At 39.3% G+C, this 23,071-nt stretch carries 21 protein-coding genes; 16 read left to right on the top strand and 5 right to left on the bottom strand.

Going from position 1 to position 23,071, the window contains the following annotated elements:
* The first annotated feature begins 253 nt into the window (after positions 1-253).
* From PN466_RS23720 to PN466_RS23670, 11 genes are all read left to right on the top strand, one after another.
* A complete protein-coding gene (locus PN466_RS23720; RefSeq protein WP_278003209.1) occupies positions 254-2,098 on the top strand; it encodes a fatty acyl-AMP ligase in 1,845 nt (614 codons plus the stop codon).
* 23 nt (positions 2,099-2,121) lie between these two features.
* Positions 2,122-3,876, top strand: coding sequence for an acyl-CoA dehydrogenase family protein (locus tag PN466_RS23715; RefSeq protein ID WP_271944648.1), 1,755 nt, complete (start codon positions 2,122-2,124; stop codon positions 3,874-3,876).
* A gap of 19 nt (positions 3,877-3,895) precedes the next feature.
* Entirely contained in the window at positions 3,896-4,285 is a 390-nt protein-coding gene (locus PN466_RS23710) for an acyl carrier protein (RefSeq protein ID WP_271944646.1), read from the top strand.
* Positions 4,286-4,409: 124 nt separating this feature from the next.
* Complete coding sequence (locus PN466_RS23705) at positions 4,410-5,867, top strand: MBOAT family O-acyltransferase (protein ID WP_271944644.1); 1,458 nt, start codon at positions 4,410-4,412, stop codon at positions 5,865-5,867.
* Between the two features lie 17 nt (positions 5,868-5,884).
* On the top strand, positions 5,885-6,844 hold the full coding sequence (locus PN466_RS23700) for a hypothetical protein (protein ID WP_271944642.1): 960 nt from the start codon (positions 5,885-5,887) through the stop codon (positions 6,842-6,844).
* 2 nt (positions 6,845-6,846) lie between these two features.
* Positions 6,847-8,106: an NAD(P)/FAD-dependent oxidoreductase gene (locus tag PN466_RS23695; protein ID WP_271944640.1), complete on the top strand. Its 1,260-nt coding sequence runs from the start codon at positions 6,847-6,849 to the stop codon at positions 8,104-8,106.
* Positions 8,107-8,130: 24 nt separating this feature from the next.
* A complete protein-coding gene (locus tag PN466_RS23690) occupies positions 8,131-9,981 on the top strand; it encodes a DCC1-like thiol-disulfide oxidoreductase family protein (RefSeq protein WP_271944639.1) in 1,851 nt (616 codons plus the stop codon).
* 46 nt (positions 9,982-10,027) lie between these two features.
* A complete protein-coding gene (locus PN466_RS23685; RefSeq protein WP_271944637.1) occupies positions 10,028-11,509 on the top strand; it encodes an MBOAT family O-acyltransferase in 1,482 nt (493 codons plus the stop codon).
* A 21-nt stretch (positions 11,510-11,530) separates the two neighbouring features.
* Entirely contained in the window at positions 11,531-12,724 is a 1,194-nt protein-coding gene (locus tag PN466_RS23680; RefSeq protein WP_271944635.1) for a hypothetical protein, read from the top strand.
* 19 nt (positions 12,725-12,743) lie between these two features.
* Complete coding sequence (locus tag PN466_RS23675) at positions 12,744-13,412, top strand: TVP38/TMEM64 family protein (RefSeq protein ID WP_271944634.1); 669 nt, start codon at positions 12,744-12,746, stop codon at positions 13,410-13,412.
* Positions 13,413-13,433: 21 nt separating this feature from the next.
* Entirely contained in the window at positions 13,434-15,377 is a 1,944-nt protein-coding gene (locus PN466_RS23670; RefSeq protein WP_271944632.1) for a CRTAC1 family protein, read from the top strand.
* Positions 15,378-15,379: 2 nt separating this feature from the next.
* Here PN466_RS23670 and PN466_RS23665 read toward each other — a convergent pair whose 3' ends face one another.
* Positions 15,380-16,297, bottom strand: a complete 918-nt coding sequence (locus PN466_RS23665) for a sulfotransferase family protein (protein WP_271944630.1) — start codon at positions 16,295-16,297, stop codon at positions 15,380-15,382.
* Between the two features lie 83 nt (positions 16,298-16,380).
* Between PN466_RS23665 and PN466_RS23660 the strand changes: the two genes are divergently transcribed.
* Entirely contained in the window at positions 16,381-16,524 is a 144-nt protein-coding gene (locus PN466_RS23660) for a hypothetical protein (protein WP_271944628.1), read from the top strand.
* Positions 16,525-16,564: 40 nt separating this feature from the next.
* Positions 16,565-16,816, top strand: a complete 252-nt coding sequence (locus PN466_RS23655; protein ID WP_271944626.1) for a UPF0175 family protein — start codon at positions 16,565-16,567, stop codon at positions 16,814-16,816.
* Here the strand turns inward: PN466_RS23655 and PN466_RS23650 are convergent.
* The 4 genes from PN466_RS23650 to PN466_RS23635 are packed head-to-tail and all read right to left on the bottom strand — an operon-like array spanning position 16,813 to position 20,684.
* Positions 16,813-17,988 (bottom strand): glycosyltransferase family 4 protein, encoded by a 1,176-nt coding sequence (locus tag PN466_RS23650; RefSeq protein ID WP_271944624.1) that lies wholly within the window; start codon positions 17,986-17,988, stop codon positions 16,813-16,815. The genes PN466_RS23655 and PN466_RS23650 overlap by 4 nt on opposite strands.
* Before the next feature lie 25 nt (positions 17,989-18,013).
* Positions 18,014-18,712: a hypothetical protein gene (locus PN466_RS23645; protein WP_271944622.1), complete on the bottom strand. Its 699-nt coding sequence runs from the start codon at positions 18,710-18,712 to the stop codon at positions 18,014-18,016.
* A complete protein-coding gene (locus PN466_RS23640) occupies positions 18,696-19,136 on the bottom strand; it encodes a hypothetical protein (protein ID WP_271944620.1) in 441 nt (146 codons plus the stop codon). Before PN466_RS23640 ends, PN466_RS23645 begins: the two co-directional genes overlap by 17 nt.
* A gap of 33 nt (positions 19,137-19,169) precedes the next feature.
* Entirely contained in the window at positions 19,170-20,684 is a 1,515-nt protein-coding gene (locus PN466_RS23635) for a carbamoyltransferase C-terminal domain-containing protein (RefSeq protein ID WP_271944618.1), read from the bottom strand.
* Positions 20,685-20,906: 222 nt separating this feature from the next.
* Between PN466_RS23635 and PN466_RS23630 the strand changes: the two genes are divergently transcribed.
* From PN466_RS23630 to PN466_RS23620, 3 genes are read left to right on the top strand one after another with little or no spacing between them, the layout of a single operon-like run.
* Positions 20,907-22,325 (top strand): NB-ARC domain-containing protein, encoded by a 1,419-nt coding sequence (locus tag PN466_RS23630; protein ID WP_271944616.1) that lies wholly within the window; start codon positions 20,907-20,909, stop codon positions 22,323-22,325.
* Entirely contained in the window at positions 22,306-22,629 is a 324-nt protein-coding gene (locus PN466_RS23625) for a nucleotidyltransferase domain-containing protein (protein WP_271944614.1), read from the top strand. Before PN466_RS23630 ends, PN466_RS23625 begins: the two co-directional genes overlap by 20 nt.
* Positions 22,626-23,021: a HEPN domain-containing protein gene (locus PN466_RS23620; protein ID WP_271944612.1), complete on the top strand. Its 396-nt coding sequence runs from the start codon at positions 22,626-22,628 to the stop codon at positions 23,019-23,021. The genes PN466_RS23625 and PN466_RS23620 overlap by 4 nt, the downstream gene beginning before the upstream one ends.
* Positions 23,022-23,071: the final 50 nt, after the last annotated feature.

Here is a 23,071-nt window from a genome sequence, read left to right as displayed (position 1 = left end):
TGGCAAGGGTCGCCTTTCCAGAATCTGGATGATGACAGCTCTAGCGATGATGGGTTCCCACCAACAGAAGGGGTTCTATAAAGTTTTAGTAAAGATCTTCTAGAACAGATGACACCTCTAAGAGGTCTGTGCCATAATACCACTTAGATTCTGATTAAAAAATCAAGTACTCCAAGCAAAGTTTAGGTAAAAACTCTAACTCGTCACAAGAGTATCCTCTCCTGTGACTTCAATCTCTATTGGAACGGTATTCATGAGTGTAGAAGTGGAAAACTCTATATCCCCAACTCTCAAGTATGCGACTGTAATTGAGTGTTTGCGGGACTTGGCAGTTAACAAGCCAGATCAATTAGCCTATGTATTTTTAGCGGATGGTAAAAAAGAAACAGACCCATTAACGTATCGTTTGTTGCAGCAGCAAGTCCAGGCGATCGCCGCTTACTTGCAGCAGCATCAAGCCTCAGGGGAACGCGCTCTGTTACTATACCCTCAAGGGGTAGACGTAGTGGCGGCATTCCTCGGTTGTTTATATTCGGGTGCGATCGCCATTCCCGTTCCCCCTCCAGAATCTGGTCGCCTCAAACGCACCCTTCCCAGACTACGAGCCATTATCCAAGATGCCCAAGCTTCTCTGGTACTAACGACGACACAAATTCAGTCCTTAATGGCGGAAGGCTCGGAAGAGTTTCCCGAACTTGAAACCCTGCAATGGATTGATACCTCAACCATTTCCCTAGACCTTGCGAACCAATGGGAAGACCCTCAAGTCACCTCAGAGACCCTAGCCTACCTGCAATACACATCCGGCTCAACCTCAACCCCCAAGGGGGTAATGCTTAGCCACAGCAACTTAATGCATCACTGCGGCTATCTGCAAAGAGCCTGTGGATATGATACCAACAGTATCAGCGTTACCTGGATGCCCTACTTCCATGACTATGGCTTGGTAGAAGGAATGATGGTTCCTTTATTTAACGCCACCCCCTGCTACATCATGTCGCCCTTTTCCTTCATTAAACAACCCTTGCGGTGGTTGCAAGCCATGTCCAAGTACAAGGCGACTCATAGCCAAGCTCCTAACTTTGCTTATCACCTCTGTGTACGCCGGGTTAAGCCCAAGCAACTCGAAACTCTTGATTTAAGCTCTTGGGAAGCCGCCGGGAATGCGGCAGAACCGATTAACCCAGAAGTCATGCGCACCTTTTATGAAACCTTTGAATCCTGTGGGTTTCGCTGGAATACCTTTGCCCCTTCCTATGGTTTAGCCGAAAATACCCTCTTAGTATCAACAAAACCCAAACTCACCGATCCCGTATTTCTCCCTGTAGATACAGCCGAACTAGAACAAAATCGGGTAGTGACGGCTTCACCAGATGAAGAAGGAGTAAGAATCTATCCCTCCTGTGGTCGCTTAGTATGTGAAACTGAAGTGGCGATCGTTGAGCCGAGTACCTTAACCCGATGCAATGAGCAAACTGTTGGGGAAATTTGGGTCAAAGATCCCAGCGTCGCTCAGGGATATTGGCAGCGGCCAGAAGCCACAAAAGAAACCTTCCAAGCCTATATTAAAGATACCCAAGAAGGGCCTTTTCTACGCACGGGTGACTTAGGATTCCTCCATGAAGGAGAGATTTATATTACAGGTCGAATCAAAGATCTGATTATTATTCACGGGACAAACCACTATCCCCAAGACCTGGAATGGACGGTGCAAGGACTTCATCCAGACTTGCGATCCGATTATGGTGCCGCCTTCTCCATTGAAGCCAAAGGACAAGAACAACTGGTTATTGTTCAAGAAGTCAAACGGAAAGCCCAAAATTTCGATACAGAAAAAGTCATGGGCGATATTCGTCAGGCCATTTCTGAAATTCATGAAATCCAACCCTATGCGATCGTATTAGCTAAAGCGGGGAATATTCTCAAAACAGCCAGTGGCAAAATTCAACGGCGAGCCTGTCGTAGCAACTTCTTAGAAGGGAACTTAACCGTGGTTGCAGACTGGTGTGAAAATCCCAAATTCTCGATTACCTATCGCAATTTACAAAGTGAAGTAGACTCTCTTGCTTCCGAGCTTCAATCTCAATCTCAATCTTGATTCTGTTATCTTTGGAAAAGTCCATGCAGCAACTGAAACAATATTGCCTAGCTGAAAAGCTAGAACAGGCTCTGGGGAATCCAGAATCTCCCGATAATATCATGTCCTATAAACAGGTCGTTGATATTGATGAATCAGAAGCATTTCCCCATGAGCAAGTAAACTGGCTCTATGACTGGAAACTTCAGAACTACTATGTTCCCCAGCAATATGGGGGTGAGTTTACCTCCTTTGAAGAGTTTGTTGCTATTGTTCGGGTCTTATGTCGCAGAGACCAAACCATTGGTATTGCCTTTACAACCATGTTTTGGTCATTTATTACCTGGATGGCCGGTACTCCAGAGCAAAAAGCTTGGTTATCGAATTACATGAGAAATGAAAATGGTGCCATGTGTCTTGGTTATTCCGAACGGGAACATGGGGCTGATTTAACAGGAGGAGACCTCAGTGCCAAGAAAGTCGATGGTGGTTACCTCTTAAACGGAGAAAAATGGCCGATTAACCGGGCAACCATTTCTGGTGTTTCTTACATTTTAGCCAAAACAGAGGACAGTGCAGCAGCCAGAAGCCTGTCCCTATTTATGGTAGAGAAAAGCCGTCTAAATCCCGATCAGTATTACAATTTGCCCAAAATTTTGACCCATGGAATTCGGGCATCAGATATGAGTGGTATTGGGTTCAAAGATTGCTTTGTTCCTGATGATATGCTCTTGAAAGAAGAAGGTGCCGGATTAGAGTTAGCCCTGAAAGGATTCCAAATTACGCGCACCTTGTGTTCTGCATTTTCCCATGGAGCCGCAGACACAGCTTTGAGAACTACCCTAAAATTTGCCCTCTCACGGGCGGTTTATGGAACAACTGTTTTCCAGATGCCCCAACCCCGCCATACTTTGGTCAATGCATTTTTGGATCTTCTCATCTGTGAGTGTGAAACGATCGCCTCAGCTAGGGGATTTCATGTTGTCCCCCAACAATTCAGTGTTTGGGCAGCCGTCGTCAAGTATTTCGTCACCATTCAACTGGAGAATATGATTAATGATATCTCCGTGGTGTTGGGTTCACGATTCTATATGCGTGAAGAACATGATTCGGGGATTTTCCAGAAAGTTTTACGAGACAATTTAATTATTAGTGTATTTGATGGCAGTAGTGTCGTGAATCTCCATGCCTTGCTGCTCCAATTTCGTCAAATTTCTAAATCTAGATCCAGACGAAATGACACTAAAATGGAACAAATTGGTCAGCGTCTGAATACGATCTTTGCCTTAGATCAAGAGCTTCCTAAGTTTGAACCAGAGAAATTAGAATTAGTTGGCCGTGGGGCGGATGATGTTCTACAAGGCTTAGAAATTACTTTAGGCCAGCTTAAGATGCTGAAAGAGAAAAATGCAGTCAGCCCAGAAATTATTGAACCCGTGATTGCCTTGACTCAAGCTATTCTTGAGGAGCTTGATGCCCACGATCAATTCATTGCTAACTCAGCCTTTGAATATGGTCACAATCAATCCCCAGAACTGTTTGAGTTGGCGAAAAAATATTGCACCTTACATGCAGCAGCTTCATGTGTGCAGATGTGGGTTTATAATCGGGAAAACCTAGATGAGTTTTTCGCTGAGGGCAAATGGCTGATTCTAAGCCTAAATCGACTGTTAGCCCCCTTCGGGCGATCGCATCCGGTTCCTGCTCCCTATATGGAAACCGTTGCCCAGCAACTCGTTAAGCTGTATGAACAGAAACAAATGTTCTCTATTGTTCCTTTCCAACTAGCAACTCTCTAAACAGAGGAGACTCCAACCCATGCAAGTTCAAAATTCTACGTCCGAACAAACTCAAACTGAACAATCACCTGTTGAAGTGCTGCAAACTTGGCTGGTTAACCAGTTAGCTGAAGTATTGTCTAAAAAACCAGACGAAATTGATGTTAGCGAATCTCTAACTCGCTATGGTTTAGATTCCATTGATGCGGTAACCTTAGTGGGAGACTTAGAAGATTGGCTAGATCTAGATGATGTAGAATTACCCTCTACTCTATTTTGGGATCACCCCACCATTGAAAATGCAGCCCAATATTTAGTATCTGAATTTGATATTTCTGACTTGGATAGTTCAGAGGGAGAAGAAGCCAAGGCGGCACCAGCAGAAAAAACGAAGAAATCAGGCTGGGGTGGATTCTTTAAAGGTAAGTAAACTGAACCCTTATTTTTCCCCTGACAGCTATACTTTTGAAGTTAAGGAGGGGTTTTTCTCTCCTTAGCTGTTGAAGATCAAGTCTCACCCCACCGATCACAGCGTTAAGAGAGGAAGCCACTCATTGAACTTCTCCGATTTTTCTTTCTGGTGGATTCTGTTTTTATTTTCAGTTCCATTTTTTACAATTAGGCTCATTGGCAAAAGTTTTAACTTGTGGCCAAGGTATTTGGATACCTTGGGCTTAATGTTCCTGTCCCTAATTTTATTCTTAAATGCTAGCTTCTCCAGCTTCATTATCTTCATCTTTCAGGTTATCTTTAATTACCTGATGGTGAAGTTTATGTTGCAGTATAAAGGTTGGAAAGCCTATCTAGTGGCGGCAACCTTAATTATTTTTGATGTCAGTGTTTTAGCTTACTTCAAATACTTAACTTTCTTGGTTGAAGATGTGATCGGTTTAGGGTTTACGATCCCTTCTAACTGGAAACAAACGTTTCCGCTACCGGTATTCCAGCAAATTCCACCAGGCATCTCCTTCTATACGTTTCAAATGGTGGCTTTCGTTGTTGATTCCTATGTCTCTAAGCGGAAAAAGCCGATTAATTTTGTCGATTATGTAAACTTTATTGCCTTTTTCCCCCAAATTGTTGCGGGTCCAATTGAACGGCGTAGTCAACTTTTACCCCAGCTCCAAGGCTTTCAGTTTAAGTTTACTGTGGAAAACTTAGAATATGGGTTGCGCTGGTTATCCTTAGGGATGTTCATGAAATTTGTCCTTGCCGATAACATTGCCCCTTATATTGAGTTACAAGAAACCAGTAATGCTTGGTTTATTTGGTTCCATGCCTTTCTCTTTACCCTCAGAATTTACTTTGACTTTGGGGGCTATAGTTTTATGGCGGTGGGCATTGCAAAGTTTTTTGGAGTCAAGCTAGAGCTTAATTTTTTAGCCCCCTATACCTCTGTTAGTATTCAGGAATTTTGGCGGCGCTGGCATATTACCCTAAGTAACTGGTTCCGAGATTATGTGTTTATTCCTTTGATGGGCCGAAACAAAAAATGGGCCCCCTTTTACTTATTTGTTACGTTTACATTGTCCGGTTTTTGGCATGGAGCCGCCTGGAATTTTATCCTCTGGGGCGCGTATCATGGAGGACTCCTTCTGGTTTTACGATACGCCGGTCGTCCCTTCCAAAAGCTGATAGGACAGTGGACTTCTAAAACTGAGTTTATCTCTTGGGGATTAACGTTTGTCTCTGTAACGTTGGGTTGTCTATTCTTCATGGATACTAATATCGGTCGATTAGTCCTGAAGTTAAAATCCTTAATTAATCCGTTGGCTTATTCTTTTGGTAATTTTACATCCGTTTTTAGCGATTATAATACCAATCAAATGAGTGCTTTAATGGTCACCCTGGCTTTAGCTTTAGGAGTTCTCTTTCTTGAACATTTGGCCGTTTGGCAAAAACGAGCAGAATATGATATCTTGGTGTCCCCTTGGGTTTCCAGAGGATTATTAGGATTGGCTATTTTGCTTGGGGCAAATACTCCTTCAGAGTTTATCTATTTTGATTTCTAAACTAGATTGAGAAACCTATGCAGACAGCACTAAGATTAGGCAGTTGGGTATTAATTGCGGGAATAGCATGGGGTATCGGCTATTACCATAATGCTCGCTATGGGGGGAATTTGAGTTGGTTACGGAGGTTATATGAATCGAAGATGGCGATCGCCTCTGAACCCATAGAAGCCCCCCGCAGACTCCTGATTATGGGAGGATCGGGCGCTCATTTCACCATTGATTCCGTCCTCTTGCAGGAGCAACTCGGTATCCCGGTCTTAAATCTCGGATTAGACGGTCCAGTGGGATTAAATGTCATTTTACCCAGTATTCTCCAGCATGTTCAGCCTGGAGATGTGGTATTGTTGATTCCAGAATACAATTTTGTTTTGTGGGATGACGATGGAATTAGCGATCGCTCCGCTGCTCTAGCCATTGCCACCGGACAACCCACAGTTGGCAATATTCCTGCCAAAGAACTTGCTCAAGAAGGCTTCTTATTAGGCGTTCTCACCCTTCGGGGAGCCGTTGAATCCACATGGGACTTAATTGAAGAAGGAAAATTAACCGGTTACTATTCAGATGTCACCGCCCAAGGAGACCCCATTGCTTATCAAGAGCGTACTGGAAAGTGGTGGCAAATGGTCGTTAACAAACCCCCTTCCAAACATGCAATTAAGCGGATTAGTCAGTTTAAAACTGAAGTGGAAGCCAAAGGCGGTACACTCATCCTATCGTTGCCTTGGATTTATGGCGATAGAAACGACAAAACCATCAAAAATGTACAAATCACCATCGAAAAACTCGAAAAAATAGCTCCCTTAATTTACGATCCAGATACCTTAAATGTTCAAAGTAATGTTAGCTGGTTTGCCGATACCCATTACCATTTAAATCCTGAAGGGAGGAAAGTTAGAGGTGAGCAGCTTGTCAAAGAATTGAAACCCATTCTAGATTCTTTACCCGAACCCAATCCCACCTCTGGCCAAAACTGATCATGCATACTCCTATTGATCTTTCCTCCCCTCATACAAGCATTCAATCCCCTTTCAAGGTCTGTATTCTTGGGGGAGGATTTGGAGGACTCTATGCGGCCTTATATCTCCAGCGCTTTTCTGAACTACAAGTCACCCTCATCGATCAAAACGATCATATTTTATTTACCCCTTTACTCTATGAATTAATTACCAATGAACTTCAAATTTGGGAAATTGCCCCCCCCTTCTCGAAGTTAATTCGCCAGAAAAAAATCAAATTCTATCAAGATCATATCCTAGGAACTGATTTAAAAAAACAGCAAGTTTACCTACAAGACAGGGGAGAACTTCAGTATGATTATTTGATTATTGCAGTAGGAGTAAAGAGTCTGATCGATAATGTCCCTGGAGTCAAAGAACATGCTGTCAGTTTTCGGACTCTAAAGGATACTGAATTTTTAAAAAAGAAATTACAGGATTTTCGGAGTCTAAGCAAAGCTCCTGTCCAAATAGCCATTGTCGGAGGGGGTCCTTCTGGAGTCGAATTAGCCACGAAAATTGCAGACTATTTAGGACAGAAAGCAGAAGTCCGTTTAATTACGAGGGGAGATAGAATTCTGCGATCTTTTACCAAAGCAACTCGCCTCACCGCTGAAAAAGCACTGGAAGAAAGAAACGTAAGGATTAGTTTCCTAACCCAAGTTAACTTAGTCCAAGCCAATCGGTTAATCGTCGAACAAGCCAATGAAACCATAACATTGCCGACTGACTTAGTGATTTGGACAACAGGGACTAAAGCGCGATCGTGGGTTTTAGATCTAGACTGTGAACATAATCGTTATGGACAATTATTAGTCGAACCTACCCTTCAGTTAAAAGGATATCCAGAAGTATTTGCCTTGGGCGATATTGCCGATATCCCCAGTAACTCAGAAATTCCCCGGACAGCTCAAGCTGCATATCAACAAGCACCAGTTGCAGCCAAAAATCTCCGGTCTAGAGTCCACCAAAAACGACTCAAAAAGTTTCGGTATCTTCATTTAGGCGAAATGATAACCGTAGGAGTGAATGACGCAGCAGTATCTAGCTTTGGTCTACATTTTCATGGATCGCTTGCTTTTTTATTTAGAAATCTGGTTTATTTAATTAGGATGCCCACAATCTCTCATCGCCTACAAGTTTTCCTCAGTTGGTTACAAGGATGGTGGATGGGATGGGTAAATTGGATTTTTAAAACTCGAAAACGTAAAGCTAAAAACTATCCCACAGGTATTCAATAGAACTTTAAAATAGAGGGTCATACAATGGTGAGTGAAAGCAAATCAGTCTTATCTCCCTGGCGCAATAAACTAGAACAGATATTTGGGTTAGACTTGCGCTCTTTTGCCTTATTCCGAATCGGTTTATCCCTCGTCTTAATCGCCGATTTATTGATCCGCTCTAGAGATATCAGAGACCTATACTCTAATGAAGGTGTTTTGCCCACACCTGTCTTATTTGAACTTCTCAAACCTGGGTATTGGTCAATTCATGCTCTCAGCGGTCAAACCATTGTTCAAGCCCTATTATTTTCCTTTGCTTTACTCATGGCATTAGGAATGCTGGTTGGGTACAGAACTCGATTAGCCACCATTGCATCTTGGGCCTTATTAATTTCTCTTCATAATCGCCATCCATTTGTTATTTTTGCTGCTGATGATGTAATTAGGGCACTAATGTTTTGGGCAATGTTTTTACCTTTAGGAGCTACCTATTCCATCGATAGTGCGCTCAACTCTTCACGTGAAAAACTTCCCAAACGAATTTTAACTGGAGCAACCTTAGCCTTACATTTTCAGCAATGCTATATCTATATGTTTTCTGCTGCCTTCAAAGTCAGTAGTTCAATTTGGTTCCCTGACGGCGATGCAGTTTATTACGCTTTTAGTTTTGATCAATATGCTACTCCAGTCGCTGAATGGGGTTTGAATTTCCCCCCGCTCATGACTCTGGCAACTCATGCCACATTAGTGATTGAATGGTTAGGCCCTTTATTGCTATTTGTCCCCTTTCGGACTCCTATCGTTAGAACGCTCACAGTTATAACGTTTATTCTTCTCCATATTAGCTTTGGCTTAGGATTTGAAATTGGAATTTTTCCATTTCTTAGCAGTGCAAGCTGGTTAGTTTTTCTTCCGAGTGAATTTTGGGATTATCTCGAAAAGCGTGTAGCCACTCCACAACGCATGGGATTAAAAATTTACTATGACGCAGAGTGTGGTTTTTGCAAAAAAGTGGTTTATCTACTGCGAACGTTCTTAGTTCTACCCGGTACTACTCCCCTCATCTGCGCTCAAAATGAACCCTCAATTTACGCTGATATGGAAGCCTACAATTCTTGGGTAGTGGTAGATTGGCAAGAGAAGCGCCGTTTTAAGTGGGACGCGATCGCCTATGTAGTTAGTTTATCTCCCATCTTCAAGCCTTTTGCCAGAGTTTTACGTTGGCAACCCTTAATGAATTTGGGTAATAAATTCTATGAGACTATTGCCAATAACCGTAAATTTGCCGGTAAGTTTACCGCTCCCTTTAAATTCCGTCCATTAGTTGTTCGACCATCTTCTTTCTTAAGTGTAGTGGCGATCTTGCTATTTGCTTATGCCACCTTTTGGAACATTAAAAAATTAGCCAACAGAACCCTAAGTCGAGACCATACCATCAATCGAATTCTATCCAAAAGAACTTTTCAGAGAATAGAAGGATTTGGAGGTTTAACTCGCTTAGATCAAGGATGGAGTATTTTTGCCCCCTCTCCTCCTAAAGATGATGGCTGGCACATCATTCAAGGCCAACTGAAAGATGGCACATCCGTAGATCTTCTCAACCGAAAAACAGGGGAAGTAAGTTGGGAAAAACCAACTCTCAAACAACGGAATCGCTGGTATCCGAACATGCAGTGGCGAACCTATTATATCAACCTGAATCGATCGATTGGTAAACGTCTTTATCCTTATTTCGGTGACTACTTATGCCGAACTTGGAATCAAAATCATACCGGTGAACAACAAATGGATCAAATCACAGTCTATTTTATGGATGAGCGCACTGTCCCCCCAGGGGAAGACCAAACTGTTGAACAAACAACCCATTGGGATCAATCTTGTTCTAATGAGTAACCAAAGTTAACTCAGTTTTGATAGTTCTCTTTTCTCAAAAACAAAAATGCTGTTCAACTCTTACATTTTTATTTTTGTATTTTTACCGATAACCTTAACGGTATTTTTGACTTTAAATCAATTCAAATTGATCAAAGCATCTCAAGTTTGGTTAACTGCGGCTTCCTTTGCATTTTATGCCTATTGGAATATTGCTTACTTGCCCCTCCTGTTCATATCCGTTATTTTTAACTATCAAATGGGAAAGAGCATTGCCTATGCTCAACCCAAAAGTCAATCTGCTAAAACCTTACTCTGGATCGGGATTACTCTCAATTTAGTCACGATTGGTTACTACAAGTATGCGAACTTCTTCATCACTTCTGTCAACCAAGTTATTCAGGCTAACTTCTCTATTCCTACAATTATTTTACCCTTAGCAATCTCTTTTTATACCTTTACCCAAATTGCTTATCTGGTCGATGCCTATCGAGGAGAAACGAAAGACCTCAACTATGATATTTTAACCTATAGCTTATTTGTCGTCTTCTTTCCTCAATTGATTGCTGGTCCTATTCTTCGTCATGATGAATTGATCCCGCAATTACGGAACCTTAGAAGGTATGTTTTTTCCCATGAGAATTTTAGCCGAGGTCTAGTATTATTTAGCCTGGGATTATGTAAGAAGGTTTTAATCGCGGATAATCTTTCCCCTTGGGTCGCTACCGTATTCGATCACCCCAATGAAATTACTTTCATTGAATCCTGGGTTGGTGTGCTCAGTTATACCTATCAACTGTACTTTGACTTCTCTGGCTACTCTGATATGGCGATCGGTTTAGGATTATTGTTTAATATTAACTTACCCATTAACTTTAATTCCCCTTACAAAGCCACGTCCATTAGTGATTTTTGGCGACGTTGGCACATTACTTTATCTAACTTCCTGCGGGATTATCTCTATATTCCTCTAGGAGGTAGTCGTCAAGGAGAAGTTCAGCGTTATACTAATCTAATGATGACCATGTTGCTTGGGGGATTATGGCATGGTGCAGGTTGGACTTATGTGATTTGGGGAGGACTGCACGGTTTCTATCTTTGTGTTAATCATGGTTGGCGTAAGTTAAATATTTCTCTACCTAAGCTTCTATCGTGGTTAATTACGTTTTTGTCTGTTATTGGAGCCTGGGTTTTATTTAGAGCCGATACCCTATCGAACGGGCTGAAAATTTTACAAGTTATGATGGCTGGAAATGGATTGGTTTTACCTGGAGAGCCAACCGGAAGATTAGCTATATTAACTCAATTTGGAATTCAAGTTCAATCCTGGCGATCGTTGAATTACTTGCCAGAGTTTTGGGATAGCGATCGCTTACCATTTGTAATTCTAGTCCTCTTAACCATTGCTGTCAAATATATGCCAAATACCCAAGAATTGATGCACAAATTTAAACCTGATTTTATCTGGTCTTGTTGCCTGGGTTTATTAACCGGAATCTGCTTATTATCTATGAATCGTGTATCAGAATTTTTGTATTTTCAGTTCTAACTTATTCCCGATGAATCAAAAATGATCTATAAAAGTAATCTGCCTTTTAAAAGAAAAGACAAAAAGCACATATTTTTTAATATTTTATTCTTTTCATTTATGGCCCTACCGTTAATTGTCGTGGGGAGCTTCAATATGATAATTGATCCCTACGGAGTATATGATGAAAAATTTGTGGTTTATGGATTAAATCATCATAAACCCAACAAGGAAAATAATGATAGGCTCTATAAAGCCATAGAGATTATTCATCTTAAACCCAATACTATTTTACTTGGCTCATCCAGAATGAAAAGAGCTTTAGATCCCAATCATCCATCCCTACAAACTTTTGCCCCTGTTTATAACCTAGGTCTTAATGGTGCAAATATTTATGAACTGAGGAGATATGTTGAGCACACACTCGTGAATAATCCAAATTTACAGAGAGTGATTTTAGGGTTGGATTTCTTTATGTTTAATGAAAATTTAGACAATCAGCCCAGTTTTACTGAGTCTCGTTTAGAAAAAAAACATATTGTTTTTGAAGATTTTCTCAATACTCTGTTATCTTTAGATACCCTGGAAGCGAGCCAAGAAACTATTGAAGCAAGTGTAGAAGGATCGGAGAATGAAGAAGCATTATCACAACAGGGGTTCTTGCCTTACTTCAAGAAAGAGGACGGTAATACAACCATTCGATTTGAGGGATCTACAAAACTTTATTTTAAGTTACATCATGATTATAAACTATCAGAAGAATATATTCACGAGTTTCAAAAAATTGTTGATCTGTGTCAAAAACATAATGTAGAATTGATTATTTATTTTTCTCCTGCTCATGCGATTCGACTAGAATCAATTTATGCCAGTGGGAAATGGAGTGTTTTGGAAGATTGGAAAAGACGAATGGTTTCGATCGCGCCTGTTTGGGATTTTTTCAATTATAATAGTATTACGACTGAACCCCTATCTGAAACTATGAATAATTATGTTGATGACTCTCATTATATAAAGCCGATTGGGGACTTGGTTGTGAATCGTGTTTTAGGTAATGAAGAGAAAAAAGAGTTTGATGATTTTGGGCTTCTTTTAACTCCTAAAAATATAGATGATGTTCTGGATAAAGATCGTATCAATAGAGAAATTTGGGCAAAAAATAATCGTCAAGAAGTAGACTTTGTGAATTCAATAAAATTGGATGTCCTGGCGAGTCTTGAAAGCCAAAATAGATAGCCGATCTTTATTAGGTTGAATGAAAGGTATTTTTCTGATTATTTTTGTTATTAGTATTATTGTGACTCTAGCAGGGGTTTACGGGTTGGCGGGAGTTGATTCTTCAAAACTGGAGCTTTGGCTAGAATCTACAGGATTTTGGACTCCACTCTTTTTTATGATGATTTATATCATCTCAACCTTGCTAATTTTACCAACTACACCTCTAAATTTGATGGGGGGAGTAATATTTGGGCCTTGGTTGGGATTATTTTGGACGAGTTTAGCGTCCATTATTTCTGCCTTAATTGGCTTTGGATTTACTCGAATAAACGGGCAAAAAATGGTGTCTGATAAGCTTAAAGGTTATTGGAAAGCTATGGATGCGGAAATTTATCAAGGAGGTGTATTCTATATTTTTGCTATTCGCCTGCTGCCGGTTATTCCTTACGGAATCGTTAATTTTGCGGCGGGTTTAACATCAGTCAGTTTTAAAGATTATCTGTTAGGCACAGCGATCGGAACGATATTGGGTCTGTTTCCTTTTATTCTATTGGGAAGTGAAGGTGTTAAGGCAATTCAAACTGGAGAAATTTTGCCTTTATTGGCAGCATTTGCTCTTTCTGGCCTATTAATTGGTATGGCGACATGGTATCGTCGTCGTCGGATGATTTCTAGAGAAATTATCGAGAAAATAAATCCTAAATAAACATAAACAGAGAGTGTGAACATGAAACGCAATATTCTTATATTATTTATTCTTGGATTAGTGAGTTTATCTATTATCCTATGGACACAGCGAGATCTGGATCAGTATCCATTAAATATTGATTCTGGTTATACTCAAGAAAATCTGGACTCTGTCTATTCTCTCTTTGATTTAGGGGTGGCTGATATTAATCAAGATACCTATTTAGATATCTATTCTGCCAATCATAACGCCCGGCAAATTTTCGATATTAATCAGCAAGGTCAAGGATTTGAAAATAAAATTTATGATTTAGGATTTCCTCAAAATTATGAAGTTACAGAGCAACCTGTTTCTGATCTGCTTTTGAATAGACAAGATCCTGGATTATACATTTATTGGCATAACTATCAATTAACGATCGCTGCCCAAAATCTCTCCAATCCAGAAGACTTTAGTGGATTAGTCATTGTCCCTCTATCAGCGACTCCCGTAACTTCGGGCGATCTATCCATTAAAATCAATGATACGAATGCTTTATCTGGGGGACTCGATAAAGTCAGGTTGGTGAACTTCCAGATCAAAGGCAATGGTCGTTTATCGATCGCCTTTCCCGCATCTTATCCTTTTTTCCCACCATTTTTCAAACTCAATTCTGAATCGGATTTAACCCAGGTTTATATCGATTCTAAGTTTGGATCTCCCCCCTCCCATGATTTTTCCCTACCTCCGATTAATGCCTTACCTCATATGGATCGGCATGGTATGGCTTGGAATGATTATGACAATGACGGAAATTTAGATGTGGTGATTGTACGGGGTGGTATGGTTGGGAAGATGCCAGAACTTGCACCTAATGCTACTGATGAATTAATGTTGCAAACCCGATCTGGCTTTGAAGATATTGCTGAACAAGTTGGGTTAAAAAAACAAGGTTGTGCAGCACGACAAGTGGCTTGGGTTGATTTTGACCAAGATAATCTGCTGGATCTTTATACTATGTGTGGACGGCATTGGCCGCCAAATTCTTTGCAAGCGAATCAACTCTATCGCCAAATCTCTGAAGGTCGTTTCATTGATCTGGCACAAGAGAAAAATTTAGCTATGTCTGATATGGGTTGGTTTGTATGGTTAGATGTTGACAACGATCGCGATATGGATCTGTTTTGGGCTGATGAAACCACGTTTTGGCTTTACAGAAACCAAGCGGGAACCTTTGTTGCAGAAGAGTTAGGGCAAGAGGAGAGTTCAGTCAATCAACTTGCGATCGCCGATTATGATAATGATGGAGACTTAGATTTATTTGCCGCCTCTAGAAGAGGAAGTGTATTATTTACAAATAATCAAGGTGAATATACGGCTACCGATCCCGAATCTATTGGACTTCCTTCTAGAGCCTTTGCTGCTAACTGGGTCGATTATGATAATGATGGGTTAACTGATTTATATACGTTGCGGTATGGAATGTATCGCCAACGTCCTAATCACACCTTTGAGAAAATTAATCTATTACAGGTTAATTCACCTAAGACATTTGGAGGATATGCTTATTGTACTTGGTTTGATGCCGATAATGATGGCGATCGCGACTTACTGATCGGTAAATCAGAAGAAATGTCTTGGTGGGAAAAACAACAAAAGAAAGCCGAGGATATTGCTGAATTAAGCAAATCTAGCAAGTCTAAAGTGTTGCTCTATCGAAATCCTGGAAATGAGAACCATTGGTTACAAATAGAATTGAAAGGGGCTGCGGGCAATACAGTCGCTATTGGTGGTAAAGTTAAAGTCATTACCGAAAATGGGACTCAATTCCAGCAAGTTGGTCAAGCAGATGGGGCTTGGCGATCTCAAGGTCACTACCGACTCTACTTTGGTTTAGGACAGCAAGATAAAGTTGAGTCCATTCAAGTCACTTGGCCCAATGGAAAAACTCAAGACATTCCCAACCCAGAAATTGATAAACTCTTAATTATCCAGCAAGTCTAAGCTCATGAGTCTAACCAAGCAATCTCTCGATGCAAAATCTCTTTAAGGTTGATAATATCAGACCGAAAGACTTCATTCAGAGATTGTCTTAACTCCATGGATAAGGCGGGAATAGGGGCACTATTCCATTGCTTCAAGTTTTTGATTAACTTCTGAGATAAAGACCGTGGGAGCCATTTTTCTAGAAATGACTTTAAGGAATTAGAGGTATATAAAAACTGATGGACTAATTTATTTTTCGGCCAATATCCTTGATTTTTTCGTCCTTCAACATTTGGGACAAAAGTATCATCTACCCCTAGATACTGATACACTTCCTTCATTGTCCCTAGGGGATCTTGGCGAAAATCATCATATACAATAATTTTCAGTTGTTCTGGGGGAAAGTAATCTAAATATCGCTTAATTTGTTCTGAATACATCCCCACTTGAGTATAATGCCAATCCCAACCCCAACGATTATTGATTCTCTCTTTCTCTTGGGCTAAAGCATCTTCTAAGGATAAAGGTTCTAGTAAATGCCGGAGATTCATCACATAATGAGAATACAACCGATCCACCGGATTTCGTAACATAACAATCATTTTTACATCCGGAAGATAGTTCTTAATCTTTTCCGGGGCTTGGGGAAAATAAAGATATCTGACTGAGGCTTCGCCAATGGCACTTTCTCCAGAGACCCTATCAAACAATTGTTGATAGCTTTGCCAATCAGTAATCGTGTTTTGATATAATCTTTTACACAAAATTTCTGGAGGTTCTGGCCCGATAAATGGGGGTAACTTCATCCCTTCAAAGACAAAAAAGTTAGGTTCTTTAGGATTAGACATGAACACCTGGGGATGCTGTTTGAGGTAATTCCAGACAGAGCTAGTCCCGGATTTTGCTGCCCCTAGAAGGATAAAGTTGGGAAGAGTCATTGTATGTTAACCTAAACCAGAAGTATGGAATAAATGAGTATTAAACTAGAATACGATACGATCGCTCCGTCTAGCCAAGGCAATTGAACCCAAGGAGTCCAGAGTATCCTGTAATACAGATTAATCGCGCAAAAAGGCGATCGCCCAGATTGACCCTAGAAGGAATTGTAGCCGATTATTCACCCTTAAGCCAAGAGCCGGTGCGATCGGCGATCGCTATAGATTAAGCTACGATCGAGTCTAAACCATTCACGGGATAATTAAAACATGGCTGTTCTCATTCCAGATGATATTCTCCAAGCTTCTGAAATGTCTGAAGCACAGTTGAAGCTGGAAATTGCGATTAGGCTCTTCCAACAAGATAGAATTAGTATAGGCAAAGCGCGTCATTTAGCCGGAATGCACTTGTTAGAGTTTCAGAAAGAAATTGCTAGTCGCGGTATTTGTATTGATTATGATGTTGAAGAATTTGAAGAGGATATAAAAACTTTGCAAACGTTAGAAAAAAATCGGACTTAATCAAGTGAATTTAGGAGATTTTCAAGATTTTCAATCTTAATTGAATCAATAAAATTATTAGCTCTAATTCTGACCAACTGAGATTGACTATAGTATAATTCTCTACTTGAAGTAAGTTGAATAATAGCGTCAGACCAAGGTTTAATATTTTGAGTGGGTACAACCGGAATCATAGTTTTATTTTGCTTGAAACCATGAGTAACTTTGGTAATTGGATTCACTGGTAGTATAAAACCAGTTCCTAGATTAATTTCTTCAATTCCTCCAACTTGACTAGAAATAACAGGAATACCTCTAAGCATTGCTTCAATGATAACCAGTGGGATATTTTCAAGCCATAGTGAAGGAACTAATAAAATACGAGTTTTAGATAAGATTTTGTTGATATCAGAAGATGGTTGAAGTATAGAAACATTTGAATTTGCTTGAAGGAGAGATAGTTCACGATCAGTTATTCCCCATGTTGGAACACCTGCAAATTTTAAATCAGGAAATTGATTGGCTAGTTTTATAAATATTGAAATCCCCTTAAAGTCACATGGATTAACCAAGGTTATAAAACCCTTTTCAAAATTAGCAAAATTTGGAAAGGGTGGTTTGCCATAAGCAGGTAAATAGATAGGAATTGCTTGAATATCGACCCACAGACGAACATAATTAGACAGAAAGTAGCTATTAACTATAAATGCATCTACTTGTTTTAAAACAGATATTTTTTGTCTATCTGGATAGAAAGAATGAGAACCAAAGGGTAATAATGATGGTGTCTGTGCCAAACAAATCACAGGATATTTTTTAAGATTTAGAGACGTTTTTAGTAATTCTTGTGTAGTATCCTCAGCCGTAACTATTATGTAATCAGGCTGAAATTTCTGTATTTCATTATTTAAATAATCACTAAGATTTATGGTATCTGCTACAGCATGAACTTTGACATAATTAAGAGAAAATATATATGCTCCTTGATTGAGATGAGAACAGATACTAAGTTTTTGTTGCTCATTGAAAAATTGATCTTTTGTCACGCCACCCGGAGGGTCTCCGAAAGCAGGTACAATAACGACTACTGAATGCTTTCGTAATGCTAATTCCTCAGCTAAATATCGGATAGTCTTATTTGCTCCACCTAATGGAGGCAAATAAGGCATATGCATTGTCAATAAAATTTTCATAAAATTTCCTGATTGAACTAAAATCTTAGTTAATTAGCTCTTCAACAATTTTCACAATTGATTGACCACCATTGGTTCCAATATTTTTTAAATATTGTTGTTTATTGATTTCATAAATATCAGGCTCAATCAATCGAGTTTCAATTAATTGGTATAAGTTATCTATGTATTTATTTAAATGTAGCGAATAAGAATAAAGATCGTTAAAATTTTTAAGAACAGCTTTGACTTCTTCAGATTCATTAATATGTCGTTTGTATGTATAGTTTTTACCATAATGATTATAATTACATACAGGACTTTCAATTCCTGCATCTATCAATGCCAGAAGTTGTAAATATTGAGTAGAGTTATGTGGCAGTAGTAGTACAGATCTTTTTCCAAAGTAAACAGTTTCATAAAAAGTTTCAATTCCTGGTGTTGTAATTACTAAATCACTACTTGCAATACAGGACAGGAAAATATGATGTTCTAGAGTTTCAAATCGAACGTTCCTATAATCTTTGTATTTATTAGCCAATGCTTGCATTATATGATTTTTGCCGGTTACAATAAAATTAAATTCTGATTTATCTGTGAATAACTGTGATAAAGAGTCTGTAATCATGAAAGGATATTTTGAATTTTTAGGAACTTTAATATATGGTGACTCAATACCACCATAATTGATAAGTATTTGCTTGTTGGAATTAGATCTATTCTCGATTTTATCGATGTACTGCACCTACCTTATAAAGATTACAAGGCTGTTTGCCAAGTAATTTAATTTCATGGTCAACACCCAAAAAATCCTGAACTATATAAGCATCTATGGAAATTATGTCTTCTATATTCGGGGAGCGCCACCAAAAAACAGAGTCAAACATAACTGATTTGATTCCTAAGCTTTTAGCTCTTAATGCTAAACTTAAATCACTACAGCTTATAATCAAAGAATATTGTAACAGTGTTTGATCGTCTAAATTCTCTAGTGGGATAAGCTGACTTTGTTTTGAAATACTCATGCCATCTAAGGCAATTAGTTCCCAGCTAGTGTCATAGGCAACAAAATCAATATTGTAATCATCTTTTAAGTGGCTTGCTAAAGATAATGCCTTGCCGGTTGGCCCGTAAGAAAAAGGAGCAGCATAGATCAGTATTTTTTTCATTGAGTTTCTAGTCCCCTCAAAAATTTAGATTAGTTATTTGATATAAACCTTGCCATTAATATTCAAGATATGAACATCTGTAGAAACAAAGAAGTTTTGACTATGTTCTTCTGTATCACAAATAGGAAAACCAGCACAATTTAATGAGGTATTCATAAGGATAGGGATTCCATTGATTTCATAGATTCTTGAAATCAACTCATGTAGTTCAGGATTATGGGATCGAGATAAAGTTTGAATACGGCTTGTACCGTCTGCATGAACTATTGCAGGAGCAAGTTCTTTGGTTTTGGGTTTAGCTTTGGCGGTAAATGACATATAAGGAGAACTATATTGGACATCAAACCAGTCCGAAGCATACTCTTCTAACACAACTGGTGCAACCGGTCGAAACCATTCTCTTTTTTTTATTTTTTCACTAACAATAGTTTTTAATTCCATTGTCGTTGGAATGGCTAATAAGCTTCTATGTCCTAGCGCTCTAGGGCCAGTTTCAGAGCGTCCCATATGCCAAGCAACAACTTTGCCATTTAGCATTAGTTCAGTTAGTTTTTTATAAATTGAATCAGAAATAGGACTATTTTCAATTCCCCGACCCAAATACGGAAGGTTAGTAATAGGCATTTTTTTATTTTGAGAACTAAAGTAGTATAATAATGCCCCTAGAGACTGTCCTTCATCTCCTGGACAAGATGGAACATAAATATTTTTGTATCCTAATGCTTCGCCTAGCTTAGTATTGGCGATCACATTTAACGCACATCCTCCTGTTAGAACCAAATTATCTGAGTAATGTCTATAATTTTGTAGTGTACTAATTAGGTTTTCGGTATACATTTTTTGCAGTGTAAAAGCTAGAGAAGCTGCATCATGTGGGGTTTGAACATCTAAATAACTACAAAGCCTATCTAAAGACTCCCGATCAAATACCCATCCTAAATGAGAAAACTTATTATTTAAAAATACCTCTTTATATTGTTCGCTAAATTCACCATATGCTGCTAAACCCATTACTTTGCCAGCAGCGTTGACATCATTAAATAGTTTATAAGCAATGATTGCCCAGAGCTTGCCATCAAATCCATCAAAACCTTGATTAAATGGAGATTCTATAAAGTTTAACTTTTTGTCTTTGTAGTGATAGATAAAAGAGTTTGCTTTATGTAGGGGTATTCGATAGTCTCCACCACCATCCATTGCTAAAACCAAGGCATCATCAAAATTGGTAAGGTAGCAGAAGGATGCATGGCAATCTAGATGTTGCACTTCTTCTATCTGTGATTTGGGAAAATTTCTATAAATGTATTCAATGATTTCAGGATATAGTTTTTCTCCATTATGTCTGCTAATGATAAATGTAATATTATCATTAATTTTAAGTTCATGAATAAGCAGAGATATAATGGAAAACAATGTAGAACTTTTATTAAATCTGTAGCGCTTGTGGTTGAAAAAGCGTTCTATCTCTAAATGTAAAATAATATTGCAATCATTGGCAATTGTGATACAAGAATCATGTGCATTCTCAGCTACTGCAATGTAATGCATAGTCTATCGAACCCTAAGCTAGGATATCGTTGTATTTAATACTTCAATCTTATGGTAAACTTTATTCAACTTTTTTCAAGTCAAAAAAAGACTATTATAGAATATAATTTCAGTTTCTAAGTTGTTTTATTTTGTGATATAAAAGTCTAGTTTAGTCAAGAAAAGTTGTAAAGGAATCACAAAAGCGGTAGAATGTACAAAATTTTATGTGTGAAGTTTGTAATGGATGTCGAAAAAATTGTTGACTGGGCTGATGAGCTAATGCTGGCGAAAACGGGATCGCATTTTAATAATCTGGAGCAGGCAGTGTTAACGGGGGTGTGGAATAACCAGAAGTATCGGGAAATAGCGGAGGAATATCATTGTACGGAAGCGAATGTGAAGAGGGTGGCGGGTGAGTTGTACAAGTTTTTATCGGAAGAGTTGGAGGAAAAAGTTAATAAATCTAATCTCCGCGCTGCAATGGAAAGATACTATATTTCCAATTCAAGCGTTGGCAATTTTGCACAAAGTAAAATTTTTGGAAGTGAGATCCATCTTTGTAGTAAAAGTGGGAATTCTGATAAAAATGGAAAAAAGGAATTACATTCTATAGTCAATCAACCCAATAAAATTCACGATCGCACCCACATCCCCAAATACGATCGCCTCTATCCCCACCGTACAGAGGAACTCAACACGCTCAAACACTGGATACTCAACGAAAATAGCGCCATTATCACCATCTATGGATTATCGGGAATGGGAAAAACCGCCCTTGCAACCCAAGTCGTAGACGAGATCGCAGAGCATTTCGATCGCCTAATCTGGTATAGTCACCGCACCTTTCCCAATCTTAACGCCCTCACAACTGGCTTAATCCAATTCCTCTCCCAAGGAGAAACAAGCGAACATCGCTCACTACTGGACTACTTGCGATCGCACCGTTGTTTCATTATCCTTGACGACTTCCACGAAACCCTCACCCCTGGGGAACTCGTTGGTCGCTACTTACCCGAATACCAGAATTATGGTAAACTGCTGCAAGATATTGGGCGATCGCCCCACAACAGTTGCATACTGCTCCTCAGTTGGGAACAACCCCCAGAAATAGCCACCCTAGAAGCCGAAAATCGTCCTGGTCATAGTCTCCTATTATCCGGTTCTATCGAACTAGCGCAAGAGATCTTACAAAATAGAGGATTAAACGATCCAGAGCAATGGTTAGAACTCATCAACCGCTACAGTCAAAATCCTTCATGGCTTAACATTATTGCTGCTACGATCCAAGACCTATTTAATGGTAGTGTCGTCCAATTCCTATCTTATTCTCAGCTATTTTTAGGCGATATAGAAATTATTATCAGAGACCATTATGAGCGTTTATCTGCTTCTGAAAAATCTCTATTATCCTACTTAGCTCATCAAGAGTACATCAGCGATCTGTCTAACCTTCCTTCAGAACCATTTCCCTCAGACCTCAATCTTTTAGCCACCATTTACTCTTTAAGAAAACGGGGCTTTATTCAAAAATCTCTAGACTCTAAACACCTCCAGTTGATTCTAGAACCCGTAATTAAACACTATAGCGCTTTGCACGGTAATGATAAACAATTGGAAAGATCACCGGTTGAAATCAAAGATGACCAAAGAAACTCTTAACACTATCTTAAACCAAACCTGTCAAGAACTGAAAACCCTATATGGTCAGCAAATTGACCAAATTATTCTCTATGGTTCTCAAGCAAGAGAGGATGCAGAATCTGACTCAGATATCGATATTTTAATCATTCTGAAACAAGACTTTCAATATTCTGAAGAGAGCAACAGAATTAGCAAAACTATTGCCGATTTATGCTTAGAACATAATACCTTGATAAGCTGTGCTTTAGCCAGTAGTCGCCAATTCCAAGAGTATAACAATAGCTTCTTTCGTAACATCCGCCGAGAAGGAATACCCCTATGACACCAGAACAGCAAAAATTGCTGGAAAAAGCGAATCGCAGTCTACAAGCTGCCAGAGAGTTAAACCGTACAGGTTTTCCCGATTTTGCGGCATCGCGCACTTACTACGCTATGTTTTACATTGCCACAGCATTTTTAGAAGGCGAAGGGTTGTCCTACTCTAAACATTCAGCAGTTATCGCCGCTTTTGGTAGGATATTTGCTCGCACTAATCGCATTCCGGTTGAGCTACATCGCTATCTCATTGATGCGGAAAGAATCCGATTAAGAGCTGATTACAACACCGAACTCGATATTTCAGAAACTGATGTGGAACAACTGGTATCTCAGGGGGAAGAAATGCTGAATTTTGCTTTAGGAAATATCGATTCATTGCCCCCATATTCACCATAGCAGTAGTGCCGTGACACAGCTAAAAATGAGGTCATAGAGCAGTGTGAGCA

Source organism: Roseofilum reptotaenium CS-1145, from assembly GCF_028330985.1.
GTDB classification, from domain to species: Bacteria; Cyanobacteriota; Cyanobacteriia; order Cyanobacteriales; family Desertifilaceae; genus Roseofilum; species Roseofilum reptotaenium.
This window is presented reverse-complemented; position numbering and strand designations above follow the sequence as displayed.